16 protein-coding genes, 1 tRNA gene and 1 pseudogene are annotated in these 13,783 nt (G+C 60.2%); 9 read left to right on the plus strand and 9 right to left on the minus strand.

Annotation, left to right across the window (positions count from 1 at the left end; genetic code table 11):
* Window positions 1-30: 30 nt before the first annotated feature.
* Window positions 31-657 (minus strand): TetR/AcrR family transcriptional regulator, encoded by a 627-nt coding sequence (locus tag V1273_RS17475; RefSeq protein WP_334410360.1) that lies wholly within the window; start codon window positions 655-657, stop codon window positions 31-33.
* Between the two features lie 63 nt (window positions 658-720).
* Here V1273_RS17475 and V1273_RS17480 point away from each other — a divergent pair.
* The 3 genes and pseudogenes from V1273_RS17480 to V1273_RS17490 all read left to right on the plus strand — a co-directional run.
* Window positions 721-1,401: pseudogene (locus tag V1273_RS17480) on the plus strand (NmrA family NAD(P)-binding protein); the annotation flags it as partial.
* Window positions 1,402-1,403: 2 nt separating this feature from the next.
* A complete protein-coding gene (locus tag V1273_RS17485) occupies window positions 1,404-1,889 on the plus strand; it encodes an anthrone oxygenase family protein (RefSeq protein ID WP_334362496.1) in 486 nt (161 codons plus the stop codon).
* A 368-nt stretch (window positions 1,890-2,257) separates the two neighbouring features.
* Window positions 2,258-2,416, plus strand: a complete 159-nt coding sequence (locus V1273_RS17490; protein ID WP_334362497.1) for a hypothetical protein — start codon at window positions 2,258-2,260, stop codon at window positions 2,414-2,416.
* Window positions 2,417-3,141: 725 nt separating this feature from the next.
* On the opposite strand, the gene V1273_RS17495 is transcribed toward V1273_RS17490, so the two are convergent.
* The 7 genes from V1273_RS17495 to V1273_RS17525 all read right to left on the minus strand — a co-directional run bounded on the left by V1273_RS17495 (window position 3,142) and on the right by V1273_RS17525 (window position 8,034).
* Window positions 3,142-3,303 carry a hypothetical protein gene (locus V1273_RS17495; RefSeq protein ID WP_334410362.1) on the minus strand — a complete coding sequence of 54 codons (162 nt, stop codon included), beginning with the start codon at window positions 3,301-3,303 and terminating at the stop codon, window positions 3,142-3,144.
* A gap of 735 nt (window positions 3,304-4,038) precedes the next feature.
* Window positions 4,039-4,188 (minus strand): hypothetical protein, encoded by a 150-nt coding sequence (locus V1273_RS17500; RefSeq protein WP_334410364.1) that lies wholly within the window; start codon window positions 4,186-4,188, stop codon window positions 4,039-4,041.
* Window positions 4,189-5,758: 1,570 nt separating this feature from the next.
* Window positions 5,759-6,007 (minus strand): DUF3551 domain-containing protein, encoded by a 249-nt coding sequence (locus tag V1273_RS17505; protein WP_334382240.1) that lies wholly within the window; start codon window positions 6,005-6,007, stop codon window positions 5,759-5,761.
* Window positions 6,008-6,053: 46 nt separating this feature from the next.
* Window positions 6,054-6,245: a hypothetical protein gene (locus tag V1273_RS17510; RefSeq protein ID WP_334362505.1), complete on the minus strand. Its 192-nt coding sequence runs from the start codon at window positions 6,243-6,245 to the stop codon at window positions 6,054-6,056.
* Between the two features lie 105 nt (window positions 6,246-6,350).
* The gene (locus V1273_RS17515) at window positions 6,351-6,554 is read right to left on the minus strand and encodes a hypothetical protein (protein WP_334362506.1); all 204 of its coding nucleotides are present in this window, start codon (window positions 6,552-6,554) and stop codon (window positions 6,351-6,353) included.
* A gap of 887 nt (window positions 6,555-7,441) precedes the next feature.
* A complete protein-coding gene (locus V1273_RS17520; RefSeq protein WP_334382237.1) occupies window positions 7,442-7,600 on the minus strand; it encodes a hypothetical protein in 159 nt (52 codons plus the stop codon).
* Window positions 7,601-7,764: 164 nt separating this feature from the next.
* Window positions 7,765-8,034 (minus strand): hypothetical protein, encoded by a 270-nt coding sequence (locus V1273_RS17525; protein ID WP_334382236.1) that lies wholly within the window; start codon window positions 8,032-8,034, stop codon window positions 7,765-7,767.
* Between the two features lie 220 nt (window positions 8,035-8,254).
* Here V1273_RS17525 and V1273_RS17530 point away from each other — a divergent pair, with 220 nt between their 5' ends.
* Both V1273_RS17530 and V1273_RS17535 read left to right on the plus strand, forming a co-directional pair.
* Window positions 8,255-8,836 carry a hypothetical protein gene (locus tag V1273_RS17530; protein WP_334410366.1) on the plus strand — a complete coding sequence of 194 codons (582 nt, stop codon included), beginning with the start codon at window positions 8,255-8,257 and terminating at the stop codon, window positions 8,834-8,836.
* Between the two features lie 99 nt (window positions 8,837-8,935).
* Window positions 8,936-9,097: a hypothetical protein gene (locus tag V1273_RS17535; RefSeq protein ID WP_334410368.1), complete on the plus strand. Its 162-nt coding sequence runs from the start codon at window positions 8,936-8,938 to the stop codon at window positions 9,095-9,097.
* A gap of 506 nt (window positions 9,098-9,603) precedes the next feature.
* Here V1273_RS17535 and V1273_RS17540 read toward each other — a convergent pair.
* Window positions 9,604-9,678, minus strand: a tRNA-Asn gene (locus V1273_RS17540).
* 273 nt (window positions 9,679-9,951) lie between these two features.
* Here V1273_RS17540 and V1273_RS17545 point away from each other — a divergent pair.
* The 4 genes from V1273_RS17545 to V1273_RS17560 all read left to right on the plus strand — a co-directional run bounded on the left by V1273_RS17545 (window position 9,952) and on the right by V1273_RS17560 (window position 13,606).
* Window positions 9,952-10,131, plus strand: a complete 180-nt coding sequence (locus V1273_RS17545) for a hypothetical protein (protein WP_334362509.1) — start codon at window positions 9,952-9,954, stop codon at window positions 10,129-10,131.
* Window positions 10,132-10,269: 138 nt separating this feature from the next.
* Window positions 10,270-10,935: a protein-L-isoaspartate O-methyltransferase family protein gene (locus V1273_RS17550; protein WP_334362510.1), complete on the plus strand. Its 666-nt coding sequence runs from the start codon at window positions 10,270-10,272 to the stop codon at window positions 10,933-10,935.
* Window positions 10,936-11,184: 249 nt separating this feature from the next.
* Entirely contained in the window at window positions 11,185-12,591 is a 1,407-nt protein-coding gene (locus V1273_RS17555) for a TolC family outer membrane protein (RefSeq protein WP_334362511.1), read from the plus strand.
* 319 nt (window positions 12,592-12,910) lie between these two features.
* Window positions 12,911-13,606 carry a PopZ family protein gene (locus V1273_RS17560; protein WP_334410370.1) on the plus strand — a complete coding sequence of 232 codons (696 nt, stop codon included), beginning with the start codon at window positions 12,911-12,913 and terminating at the stop codon, window positions 13,604-13,606.
* Window positions 13,607-13,783: the final 177 nt, after the last annotated feature.

The following is a 13,783-nucleotide window of genomic DNA, read 5'->3' on the forward strand; positions in this document are numbered from 1 at the left end:
GGCAGGGCGGTACGGCATCCGCCGACGTTCTCACATCTCCAGCGCCGCCAGATTCTTCGGCAGCATCCGCTTGAACAAGATGAGGATGCGGGCGGCTTCCTTTGTGTCCTGCGTGATGGCATGGCGGACGGTCGCCGCGATCAGCGTCATCATCAGTTGGGAAAACGAGGCCAGCGCAGTTGCTGATACATCGGGTGCGATCCGCCGCAGGGTGTCGCCGAGCAACCCGGCGAGATAGACGCCGTCCTCCTCGTCAAGCTTTTGCAGCGCCCGGTCGGCCTGCGTCGCTTGCCAGATGTCGCGCATGACCGGCACTTCCATGAACATCCGATAGTAGCTGTCGGTAATGCGGCACAGGGCCGGGTGCAGATCCCGGGCAGCCCTGACCACGGCGAGATCGCGCCGCACGCAATCGCGGCCGATCGCGTTGTAGCGTTCCGCGAGCGTGCCGATGATCGCGGTCTTGTCCGGAAAGTACTGATAGAGCGAGCCGAACGGCACGCCGCTGCGTTCGACGACGTCGCTCATGCGGAAGGCTTCGCTGCCTTTCTCGGCCATCAGCTCTGCCGCGCATTGCAGGATTTTCTCGAACCGCTCGCGGCTGCGCTGTTGGGTCGGGACCAGCCGCGCCAACACGGGCGCAGCCGTTGCGGCCACCTTCTGTCCGGCTTTTCGGCCGGTATCACGTTCGACACCTGTCCCGTTCGGACCCGGCCCGAGACGTGGCCGGCCGCGTTGGCCGGCGTCTCGATGGCCTATGTCACCTACCAGCCGGACCTTGCCGTCGAAGGTGCCGCTGATGCGATCGCGGAAGTGGGCCGGCGGGCGCGCAACAATGGGCTCGAGCACGTCGTATTGCTGTCGGGGCGCGGCGAGCCGGGCGCGCAGCGGGCGGAGGCAGCGCTGCAGCAATCCGGCGTTCCCTGGACCATCGTGCGCGCAAGCTGGTTCGATCAGAATTTTTCCGAGGGCTATCTGCTCGAAGGCGTGCTCGCCGGCGAAATCGCGTTGCCGGCCGGCGCCGTGCCCGAACCGTTTGTCGATGCCGAGGATATCGCCGAAGTCGTGGTCGCGGCGCTGACGGATCGGCGTCATGCCGGCAAGGTCTACGAGGTGACGGGACCACGCGCGCTGACGTTCGCGCAAGCGGTCGCCGAGATCGCCGGTGCCGTCGGCCGCCCGGTCCGATACCGGCAGATCGCGGCGAAAGATTTTGCGGCCGGCATGCGGCCCCATATGCCGGACGACGTCATCGAACTGATGTTGGAACTGTTCACCGTCGTGCTCGACGGGCGCAATTCGGGCGTCGCACACGGCGTCGAGGAGGCGCTCGGGCGTCCGGCGCGGGACTTTTCCGATTATGCCCGCCGAACCGCCGCAACCGGTGTCTGGAGGGCATGATCATGCTGCAGATGTTAATCGCCGGTCTGCTGTGGTTTTGCGCCATCGGCTGCGGTCTGCTCGCCGGCCTCTACTTCGCATTCTCGACCTTCATCATGACGGCGTTCGGCCGGATCGGACAGGCCTCCGGCATCGCGGCGATGAACGCAATCAACGTCACGATCGTGCAGTCGCTGTTCATGCCGATTTTCCTGGGAACGACGGCGGCGAGTGCGGCGCTGGCGGTGACCGCGCTGTTGCGCTGGAGCGAGCCCGGAGCGATGGCGATGCTGGCTGGCGGCATGCTCTATGTGCTCGGCATGTTCGTGGTGACGATGGTCTTCAACGTGCCCCTGAACAACGCGCTTGCCGCGGCCGATCCTGGAAGCCAGGAGGCCGCCTCGCTGTGGGCGCGCTACCTGACGGACTGGACGTGGTGGAACCACGTGCGGACGGTCGCATCGACAGCGGCTTGCGCGCTGTTCATTGCCGCGATTGCGGCGAGGTAGGGCGCCGGGCGATACCGGCAAACAAAAGCCGCCCGGATCACGGGCGGCTTCGCGTTGGGTAGTCGAGTGTGGTGTAATTAATTTCCGAAATTAAATATGGGGCCGCCATTCCAATGCGCCAAGCCGGGAAGCTGACCGGGCGCCAAGCAGGAACGGCCCTTGTGACTCTCCGTTCTTAAATGCGCCGGTTTACGCCGGTGGATTCTGACGAATGTGCAGTTTGTGCCAAGCGTTAGCTCCGTAGTTCTGCGGTGTGCATAATCTCTCGTTCACCCCTGTATTGCCAAAACTCCCATACATCCATCGACACTGCTTTTCATGATCGCGGGGACGACTTGGTGAGTGATTGGAAGTCTCAGTGGGATTCTATGACGATCGATGAGCTGTTTGAACTCCGCGAACTAATGCAAGATGTCCTCAGCGAAAAACTGAAGGCCAAGAAGGCCGAGATCGAGCGTAGACTGCAGACACTCAATCGACCGTCGGGCGAAGGGACGAAGTCTCGCAACCCCAAGACCGATCAGTGAGAAACCCAGCTCATTGCCGAAGGGCTATCTGACGACGCCAAATGGGGCAGCTCTTGACCGCGTGTTGCAGCCTCCGCTGATCTTACCGTTTCCCTGAGCTTCTGAATTTCGGCCATTCGGTTCTTAAGATCGTTGGAGACTTGCTCAAGGCGGTGCATATGTACCCCGATTGACTGTTCCATGTTTGCACCTTGCACGCCACAAACGTCGGTTACGCCCCGTACAACACCGAACCTATCAAGCCTATTCCATCTGCTTCGTGACAGTCCGATAGATGAGGTCACATGTGTTATTTCTCCGGCGGACCGGCCGGACCGTGCTGGGAATCCGAAGCTATTTGGTCAGGTGCGCCAGCATGGCCTCACAGGCCTTCTCGGCTTCGGCAAACGTCTTAAAGGGTGATCCGCCTACCTTGATTGCAGGCCGGTTGAGATTGATGGGGCGCCAGGAAGCGACAAAGCCAGGCCGCCCGTGAAGTCCAGGACCAGTGGTACTCTCGTGACTAATCACAAATGAGAAGCCGCGCTCGCTCGCGCTCCATATCTCCAGCTCCTCTTTCGCGGGAGCAACGCGCCTGAAGTGCAGGGCCATCGCCACGATCCAGCGAGTCGCTAAACGGCCCAAGGGCTTGGGCGGAATCTCGCCCGAGACACACCATGCGGATTGGCATGTGTCTCGCCAAGATGGGGCTCTTTAGGCCATGAGGACTGAGGCCGCCCGCTTACTCACGCTAGGCGGGCCTCTTTTTTCTTTCGATCGAGCGCAGCCGCTACCTGCGCTTGCCTGACCAACTCGCGCAACAACTCCAATTCGGCGCGCTGCGTCAGAAGGATGGAGTAGGCGTCAATTCGTTGCTGAATATCAATGCGCGGCTGAAGAGAAGGCATTTAGAAAACCCCTCACTAACCAATACTAATACTTCATTGTGAAGAGGGGAGACGGCAGCTTCAACAGGATTCGTCTAATTTGAGAGCCACATCCGGAGTCTTACGGACGCTTCGATTTGTGCGCAGAGCCTTCGCGAAGAGGCCTCGAACTCAGGCAGCCTCTTTCATTCGCGGCGCAGGCAGGTGGTTCACGCGGACGGCCCTTTGTCACCGGCCGTACAGACGATCGGTCCGATTGAGGTCTAGTCTGCACACCCCCGGCAACATCCCCAAGCCGGGGGTTTCTCCAAGGTGCGGCGGCCCCGGAGCGTTGCGTATTGCCGGGGCCGCTCGCGTCACCCATGCGCTGGTACTGTCCGTATTCAGGCCCCGGTATCCTGATTTTGCTAGTGTCCTAGATCGACTGTTAACAAATGCGCGATTGCTGCCATTATGGCCCGTGCTCGCAATGAGCTTTTTTGGAGGAAAGAATGAAAATTTTTATCGTGGCATTATCGCTGGTATTGTTAAGTTCTGTGGTTCCAATGACTACAGCTTCAGCAGGTCGGATGGACGGCAAGGGCAACTGTTCGGGAGGAGTATGCACCGACAAGGGAGTGCTGTGTCCAGCGGGGACCTGTTCTAGGGCCGGAACACCACGTGCCAAGGACGCCAAATATTGTTCTGCTGCGAATTGTAAAAAGTAATGGACCATAACTTCGATTGTGATGAGGCCGCCTCAGTTGGCGGCCTCTTTCATTCGAGGAGCTCATACTCGAACGCCACGTCTTCCGGATCGTTCTCCTTAAACCAGGCTTCGGCAACATCTTGGCTCGCAAAGACCTTGACGTGATCAACGTCGCCAACTTCCTTGCTGGTATCGACGTATATCCAGACATTCGTCATTGATCCCTCTTCAGCTTGCGCTTTCCCCAATGATGACTCTTGCGATCGGGATCAAAGACCCGTTCGACGTGACGGTTCAACGCCCGCATGACGCCGATCCGGGCCAACATCGTTGGACCGCGTTTCTCCGCAACGAGGATCAGCGCTCGCGCGCGCAGCGGAATTGCCGAATGACAGGGTTAAAGCTAACTTTTGCGGTCCGGTAAGATCGCGGCCCCGAAAAAGGTGCGGCCATGCTAAAGCGCTGGCATCTCTGGAATTTCTTCGGTTCCGCTTACTTGACACGGCTGTACTGGCTGGTGCGGAATCTCTTGCCGTGGGGCAACACCGTACAATTTGCCCTCATCTTTCCAGCCAGGATGGATCACAATTCCGTATTGCCCCCAACGGAGGAGACCATTACCAAGGCGGCGGAATCGCGAACGTGGGCACCGTGCCATTCAACCCATTACTGCTGCAGGTTTCGGCTGTAATCGGAAATAACAACTTGCCCGGTCCCGGCCCCGCTACGGTGAGGGTAGGTCTTAAAATCTATGGTCCAACAGATCTGTTGTACCCCGGCGAAGTAACAGGCACTTCATTCGGCCTGAGTCTGGCCGCTATTCAGTCAGCTATCCCCGAAGTCACTGCCCGGACTTCCTACAACTACTTCGGCTTGGACACGATCTTGCGCTTTCACAATGGAGTCGCCGGCGTGAACACCTCAGTTGATATAAACTACACCGCGACACTGGGCCGAGCTTCGGCGACTTTCACAACTGTCTACACCAACGGCCAACAACCAAATTACGAAACGCCCACTGTTACTCCTGGCTTTAGGTACTCTGAAGTACGGCTCGAGCCAGTAGGGCCACCATAATCGAATTGAGCGAGGGCGGCCGTTTGTAGTCGTGCCGAACCAAGGCACCGAAGCCGAAATCAAGTAAGCGGGCATGCGCCGTGCGAAGGCGATTAGGCCCGCCGGCATCGCGGCCGCCTAGGCGCGCTCTGAATTAGCCATTCGGGGGGACCGGCGGTGGCAAGGCCCGGCGTGTGTCGTCCGGAAGCGTCGGGCGCCGGGCCGCCTACCTGACGCCCGGACCTGAGGCAGTGGGGGTCACGTTATGTCGCTCTCCGTGCCCTCGCTGGCGATCCTGGACGGCATCGATGTGCCGGCGCCGGGGCGCTCGTGTTCGGGGCAGGAAGGCCGGGCTACTCGGGTGAAGTCCCAAGCGGGGAGATGGACAAGGCGGGGGAGCCACTTCAAGAACCCCAGGACCCTGCACGGACCTCCGGGACCGGCCGAACCGGGCTGGGACTCCCTTGGCGTGGCACCTTAGCCGGTGCACCGTTGCCGTGGCGTCGCGCGGGCCAGGTGCGATGTATTCCCCGAGGATGCGCCTGGCATCCTCCATAGCCCGCAGTACGATGTCTTGATCCGGGGTATTCATGGTACGCGCCTTAACTAAGCGCGATTCAATCACATCCCCCTGGCGATGGCTCCTAAAGCGATCCTAGGATTTGCCAGACGATCGCCCGCACCAAAGTCACCAGCATCGCATAAGCGGTCCTGCGGCCAATGCGGTTCACTTTAGTAGACCCGGCGATGCCGCCGATAGCCCACGGGCTCTTGCGAACTCGCGAAATATGGATTGATGACGCACTGTGCCGATCGGCCCGATGCCGACGCGTTGCATTGGGGCAGCGACGTGTAGCTGCATTCGTAATAGATGGTCCGGTCGTACAGGCGCAGGCAAACTGGATAAGCCGGATCGTACATCTGGGCAGTCGCCGGAGAGACCATCCCGATCGTTAAAATCGCCAAGGCCAGAATGCGCATCAGAGCCTCCTTCTGCATTCAGCCCAAGGAGTGCCAGCCTCACTCTTTAGCTGATAATCTCCTTGACCTTGATGCCCCGCAAGGCCTCGATGCAGTCAGCTACCAAATGCAAGAACTCATGCCGCTTTATGCTTTTCACCTGACGCCCTTCCATATTGATGAGAATGAACCTCGCCATTTCGTGGGCGACTTCAAACTGCGATTTGCCGGTAACCTCAACATCGATCCTTTCAGCCATTTCGCTCTCCGCTAGTTGGAATTGGAAAGCAGCAGCCTGTGGCGAACACCTTGATGTGCTCGGGATCGCCAACCTGCTTGCTGGTGTCGATGTAGACAAAGACGGTCATTGGTCTCTCTTCAGTTTGCGCCTGCCCCAGTGATGACTTTTGCGATCGGCGTTGAAGACCCGCTCGACGTGACGATTTAACGCCCGCATGACGCCGATACGGGCCAGCATCGTCGGCCCGCCGCTCTCCGCAACCAAGATTAGCGCCTCCATCGCCGCCTGCCATTCCGGCGCTGAGTGCTCGGCCTTCGGCAGATTCATGATGTAGGTAGCGGCATGTAGGTAGCGGCATCCTTCAACGTGAGGAGCCGCCGACCATCGGGAAGCGGTATTGGATCCTCAAACGAGGCGGACAAAGGCAATAAATCTACTCGGGCAATGATCTTGGGTGTTCCATCTTATCCAAGACTATCGGTAGCGGCTTGTCATCTTGTTCTTGTTTTGTACTATCGCCAAATGACGACCGATCGTGAAATCGAGACCCTGTTCAGGCGGCTCCGGCTCTACGACCAGCTCGGGCGCCGGGCCGAAGGTCTTTTTCGAACAATCCAGAGAGTATCGAAGGAGAGCTATGGGCCTAGATCACGTCCGTTCCGAAATAGCGCGCATGCGCGTTCAGGTCGGAAGGCAGCGTAAGGAGATCCTCCAGCTTCAGCGTGCCGGCATATCGACTGCGCGCTTGCCGGTCGGCCACAGTAATTTGAGTCGGGCCACGTCGGTGGTCTCCCAAGCGACCGGTGGCGCTCGAAAGCCCGACAACAGATAGCGCTTTTTTTCACAGCAGACCAGGTGCGGTCTTTAAACCTGCGCGCAACGATCGACACTGGTTCATGAGCGTATTTTAGAAGCTTTCGATCGTCACTCTTGGACCAAGGTCGGCGCGGTGCACCGGCTCCTGCATTTCTTCGAGCAGTTCTGATCGCGGCTTCCGTGCGGTGAGGTAAGAGCTTGATCGCCTCCGCCACGGAATAGCGGCGTACGATTTCGTATTCATCAGACGTCCATCGATTGGTACCGTGGCTCATCGCTGTGCACTCCGGAGGGAGCATCCGGCGGCCACTATAGGTTGAGCGGGACTATGTCCGAAATGTGCAGGAGGACATCTCCCCGCTATCCACGCGCCGAAGCGCCCCGAAAGGGGATGGATTTTAGGTTGGGCCGAAAGCACTGATGAGCCCGATCACTATGGGGATGAGACCAGCGCAAATCCACAATGCGGGTGCACTGGAGCTTAGGCCGGCAATAAGGATCCAAAGACCGAAGCCGACGATGAAGGCCGAGATCGCATAGGCGGCCGCTTTTTCCATGTTCGATCCAACAGCAAAAGCGGGATCGACGCCTCTACGACTCTCTGCGAGCTCAAACGTTCCGGCGTGCGCGGGCCGTAATACGCTACGCCGGCTCGACAGCAAGAAATTCTCCTACTGGATGCGCACAATGTCTCTGAACCGGCTCGAAAACGGCCGGAATTTCATACCTCTCTCGCAAAGCCAGCGGCGCGCAAATAGCTCTTGGCATCCTCCTGATAGGACTTTTCGTTGATAGAATTTACCCGTTGAGCTGTTGTCGCAATTGCGCGAAAATTGCGAATTGCAATCCTGCAGTTGTCAACTTCGTTGAACGGTTTCCCCGCTTCGATGAGCCTCGTCGACACGGGCGGCTCCGGCTCCAAATCCTGCTGTAGGTTGCGCGTTAGAGAGCTACGCTCTTGGCTCGGATCGACCTTCTTTGGCTTTAGCAAGAGTTCATCCTCAAGTGATCTGTACAGCGTGTAGTCCTCTCGAACCGGGGTTCGTTAACTTCGCGGGAATAGCATCTGATTAATCGCGGCGAGACATCCTCGCGGGTAGTAATGCGTAGAGCCGTCGCTGTCCTCCAGCGGCGGCTTTTTCGCGCCGGTCTGTTTAGGCTGGCTTGCCACCTATCGGCGTTCAGCTAACTTCGGTGCAGCGGAGTGTCCGATGAATTGGCGATCTGGGGCAAGGAAGGCAAGCCTATGGATCCTGGGGTCTCTTGGCGTCGGTATATTGGTTGCCAAAGCCATTGAAAAATGGGGAGACCGAATTGGATATCTCGATGACCCCACAAAGGGTCTCCAGTGGGCGCTCGCCAAAGCTGCTGCAGTCACGGAACACTGGTTCTTCTATCCAGCTTTGACTTTCCTGATCGGATTGGCGATCGGCCTTTGGGCTGATGCGTTATTTCGCAGCAGAAGTGCCGAAAGGGAAGCGGAGCTTGCACTGCTGGGATACGATCTGAGGGAATTTTCAGACTTCATTGTTGAGCGCGCTGGCCAGATTAACCAACGGTGGCCGACGTGCATAAGTGACCGCATGCCGGACCTGCAAGCCTTATTAAATCGGGCGCGTGGCGCTGGGCTACCCGCTCCACCGCCAGAGGTCATGCAGCTAAGCGACGATGGCGAGCACTTTGCCGGTTACCTCCACGAGGTGGGCACGTTTCTAATCAACAATCAGTTTGCGGAAGCGAAGAACGCCGCCATTCATTGGAATGCAGAGATCGAAAAATACGCCAGCCGTTGAGGCCCGATAGAACCGTAGGGCGCGGCAGAGCCCCGAACCGCAAGGGTTCCATTGCCGCTTGGAACCCCGCGCAAGGTTGGCAATTAAGCTTTTGTGAAGATGACCAAAGCAATCCGTCAGCTGGCGGTCACCGGAGAACGCGCAGCGGCGAACGCGGCTGACGAGTTTGTGGCTGATCAAATGAAATCTTTGGCCCAGGCCTTCAGAGCTCAGGCCGAAGTTATGAAGAAGAACAAAAAGAACAAGAAAAAGAAGAAATGAGTTTCTCGATAAAGGCAAGGTGCAAGGAGGGTGAAATCCTGCATCGCAGGAAGACCCCTGAGGCTGCGCTGAAGAAGGCTCGCGAAATGTCGCAAACTGGGTGCTACGACATTCACATCACCACGCCGGAAGAAAGAGACTACCATTCGTCAGAGTTTCCAGACCTACCTCGCACGCCCGTTGCGCGGCGATCATCTCAGCCGTCCCGGATCGGAGGGCATCGAAGCCGATAGGCTTTGATTGCCACTAGACTTTGGCCCGGCGTCATCGCCGGCTTCTTGTCGGGCGCTCTCGACTGGCCCCGAGCCCGGCATGCGGACTAGTGATAGATATTCGTCTAGCCGCGCCGTTCTGAGCGCGTGGCACGGGCCAGATGCGCGCGGCGAGGTTGTTCTCGCACTATCTCGATTATTCACACCATGCCTAAGTGGCCCCCAGTGTGGCCCCGATACTAAAAGAGCGCCTTTCGGCGCCATTTACATCTGGACTAACTATCTGAATTCATTTGGCTCCCCGGGCTGGATTCGAACCAGCGACCATTCGATTAACAGTCGAATGCTCTACCGCTGAGCTACCGAGGAATAGGCGAAACAAAGGTTCGCGAGCGGGCAGCGTATAACAAAGCCTCTCGGGCTTGCAAAGGACCAAATCACAGGCTGCGCATTTGCTTGATGCCGGACCGGAAAGTCACCGCACTACAACGGTTTGTCACCGCTTTCGTCCTCCGGGTAGACGGCTGGCGGAACCGGGCGCAGGGCAATTGCGTCATCTATAGGGGCCCTGGATCGGGGCCGCCAATTCGACTCAATCGGCCCAGAGCCTCTGTGGTGCCGGGTTTCACGGGAGCTGATTCGATGCCAGCCAAAGTGACCGAACTGACACGTGCGGCACCTCCGATCGTTCCGAGCGACATTCCCACCATGAGCGACGACGAATGCCTGGTTCGGCTCGCGCAAGCCGTTGAAGAACATGATGACGGGCATCTGGATGAGGTGGCGCGGCTGATCGCCCGATTAGCCGTCCCGATAGAGTAGGCGACAGCAGCGGCTTTTCCCGGCGGCGGTGGCTCGCAACAGGCGCCCGCATGTTGCGTTTTGCCGGAGCTTGTACCAAAGATGGCCCGGTTTCAGCTCCCCCGGCGGCAACGCCGCATGCTTTCAGGGTCTTCGCCTATGTCCGGTTTTGCGACCGCGCGCCAGAAAATGGTCGATGGTCAGGTGCGTCCGAGCGACGTGACCGATATCCGAATTCTCGATGCCATGCTGGCGGTGCCGCGCGAGGCCTTCGTTCCCGAAAACAAGCAGGCGCTGGCCTACCTGGATCTCGATCTCGACGTCAGCGAAGGGGGCTCGGCCAAGCGCTTCCTGATCAAGCCGGCAGTGCTGGCCAAGATGCTGCAGGCGGCCGAGATCAGGGCGACCGATCGCGTCCTCGTGGTCGGCTGCGCCACTGGCTACGCCGCAGCCGTGATCGCTCGATTCGCGGCCCAAGTGACCGCGACGGAGAGCGATTCGGCGCTGGCGGCGAGGGCACAGGCGATTCTGGCCGCCAATGGCTGTGGAAACGTGACCGTTCGGGCCGCGGCGCCGGCCGATGGAGACCCGGCGAACGCACCTTATGATGTCATCGTGCTGAACGGCGCAACCGAGATCGTACCGGAGCGGCTCTACGGGCAATTGCAGAATGGTGGCCGATTGGTGGGTGTTTTTGCGAAGTCGCTGCCCGCGCGGGCCACCATGGTGACCTGTTCGCACGGCGATTTCGGTCACCGGACGCTGTTCGATGCCGTTGCCCCGGTGCTGCCCGGCATGGAACTAGTTCCGGCCTTCGTTTTCTAGCCTTTCAGCCCTTTCCACGCCCAATAATCGCCCGTTGCGGCCAGCTAAATCCTGTTCGAAATCAGAAGTGTGGCCCGATTGCCCCACGTGAAGAGTTTCGTCGGCGGTTTGCTTGCGGGGGTGTTCCGTCCAGGCTACCTGCGGAATAAGGTGAGCCGGGACTCACTTCAAGTGAAGCGACGTTCGGTTAATGATCGTGTGCGATCATGTTCATGGGCCGGGCGTTCAAAAATGATTGGAATGCTTGGGATGCGTGGGGTGAAGGCATTTGCCGGGGCCGCGGCTTCGGCCCTTCTATTAGTGTGCATGGGCCCGACGCCCGTCTTGGCCGACACGATCGAGGCAGCGCTGGTGCGCGCCTATCAGAACAATCCGCAGCTCAACGCGCAGCGCGCGCAGGTGCGCATCACCGACGAGAACGTGCCGCAAGCGCTGTCGGGCTATCGTCCCAGGGTTTCGGTCACCGCGAGCGCGGGCTACCAATATACGGATACGCTCAGTACGCAGGGCGGCACCCCCACCCAGATCGTGAGAACCCCTATTGTCGGCGCCAATCCGCCGCGCAGCATCGGCGGGACCGTCACGCAGACGCTCTTCAACGGCCAGCAGACCGCGAACAGGACCAGAGCGGCGGAAGGCCAGGTTTCCGGCGCGCGCGAAGCGCTGCGGGCACTCGAATCAGCGGTCCTGCTCAGCGGCGCCACGATCTACATGGACTATCTGCGCGATTCGGCGATCGTCGAGGTGCAGAAGAGCAACGTTCGCGTGTTGGAGCAGACGCTGAAACAGACGCGCGACCGCTTCAATGTCGGCGAAGTCACGCGCACCGACGTGGCGCAGTCGGAGGCGCAGCTCGCCGCCGGTAAGACGCAACTCCTGACCGCCGAAGCCAATCTGACGACGACGCGCTCGAACTTCCGCCGCATCATCGGCAACGAGCCGCAAGCGCTGGCGCCGGGCTCGCCGGTCGACCGCTTCCTGCCGTCGACGCTGCCGGCGGCCGTCGAGCTCGGGCTGACGCAGAACCCGAACGTCACCGCGGCGATGTTCGGCATCGATGTCAGCTACCTCCAGGTCAAGGTGGCCGAAGGCGCGCTGTTGCCGACGGTCACACTGCAGGCCGCGGTGCAGCAGTCCTGGGAGCAGAGCCTGATCCAGTACCGCTCGTTCGGCGCATCGGTCACCACGCAGCTCTCGGTCCCGATCTATCAGGGCGGCGGTGAATATTCGCTGATCCGCCAGTCCAAGGAAACGGCGGCGCAACAGCGTCTCGTGCTCGATCAGACTCGCGACCAGACCCGCGCCAACGTGGTCACGGCATGGGGGCAGCTCGTCGCCGGCAAGGCGCAGGTCGCCTCCGCCCAGGCGCAGGTGCAGGCGTCGGAAATCGCGCTGAACGGCGTGCGCGAGGAAGCCAAGGCCGGACAGCGCACCACGCTCGACGTGCTTAACGCGCAGCAGGCGCTGGTGAATGCGCGCGTCGCGCTCGTCACCGCGCAACACGATCGCGTGGTTGCGTCATACTCGGTGCTGGACAAGATCGGACGGCTGACGCCGCAGGTGCTGAACCTGCCCACCACGATCTACGATCCGAGCGTGCACTATCATCAGGTGCGCGATAGCTGGGCCGGCGTGCGCACACCCGACGGCCGCTGATCTCCGAGTACATTTCCGCACAGTCGGGATGAAATCGTCGCCCGGCGCCTGATGCGCCGGGCGCTTTGCTTGCAATCAATTGTGGCCATGACGTACCGTTTCCGGGGCGAGCTGAGCGATTCGTGGCCCGCGTCTTTGCATCTCATGGACGCGCGTCGGGTTGCGTTTTTGAGGGGAGCAGACCTCCCGCAGCGATGCTGCGGGCGGGCTTGATCTGGGGACAAGTCAGGCTTGTGCGGTGAAAATCCCGGCCTGCATTTCCGGAACCGGCAATTCCCTCTTGGCTTTGGTGTAAAATGGTTTCGATGTGGAGTCGGAGATGACGCAACCTGCAAAGGTCCAAGAGCCCTCGATGGAGGAGATTCTGGCGTCGATCCGTCGCATCATTGCCGACGACGAGGCAAAGCCTGCCGCTGCCAAGCCGGAGGCCGCTGCGGCGCCGCCACCGAAACCGGTGATGAAGGACATCCCGCCGTCGGCCATTGCCCCCAAGCCGGCTGCTCCGAAGCCTGCGCCGGCCCCGCCGCCTGCACCCGCGCCTGAACCGGTCGCCAGCAACAGCCAGGACGACATCGACGCGATGCTGGCGAGCCTCGATGCGGCAACGCCCGAGGCCGATATCAGGCCGGCGCCGCAGCCGGAAGCCGACGTGTTCGAGCTCACCGACGAGATGGCGCTGCCGGATCCGGCGCCACCGAAAGCCTCCTTCAACAAGATCGAGTCGGAGGACGACATCGAGTTCAGCGAGTCCCACAGGGGGCGGCAGCCAGGCCACGAGCCGCCGCCGTTCGAAGCACCGCAGCAGCCGATCTTGTCGCGCTCGACCGTCTCCGCGGTCGAATCCGCCTTCAATTCGCTGGCCAATACCGTGCTGAGCAATAACGCGCGGACGCTGGAAGATCTGGTCAAGGAAATGCTGCGGCCGATGCTAAAGTCCTGGCTCGATGACAATCTGCCGGGATTGGTGGAGCGGATCGTCAAGGCCGAAATCGAGCGGGTTTCGCGCGGGCGCTAGTCCCAAGATTGCATCAAGACTACATCGAGGCAGCCTCGGCGGCGTCGATCGCGGACCCCATCCGCACCTTCAAACCGGCGTTACCGCGGCTCCCCGCTGCCGCCGGACTTGAGTTGTCAGGTTGACTTGAGGCGCTGTGGCGGCTTTCTAGGGGCGGCCCGGCGCCTATCACATCAG

Origin of the sequence: Bradyrhizobium sp. AZCC 1721 (genome assembly GCF_036924715.1) — a bacterium.
Classification (GTDB): Bacteria; Pseudomonadota; Alphaproteobacteria; order Rhizobiales; family Xanthobacteraceae; genus Bradyrhizobium.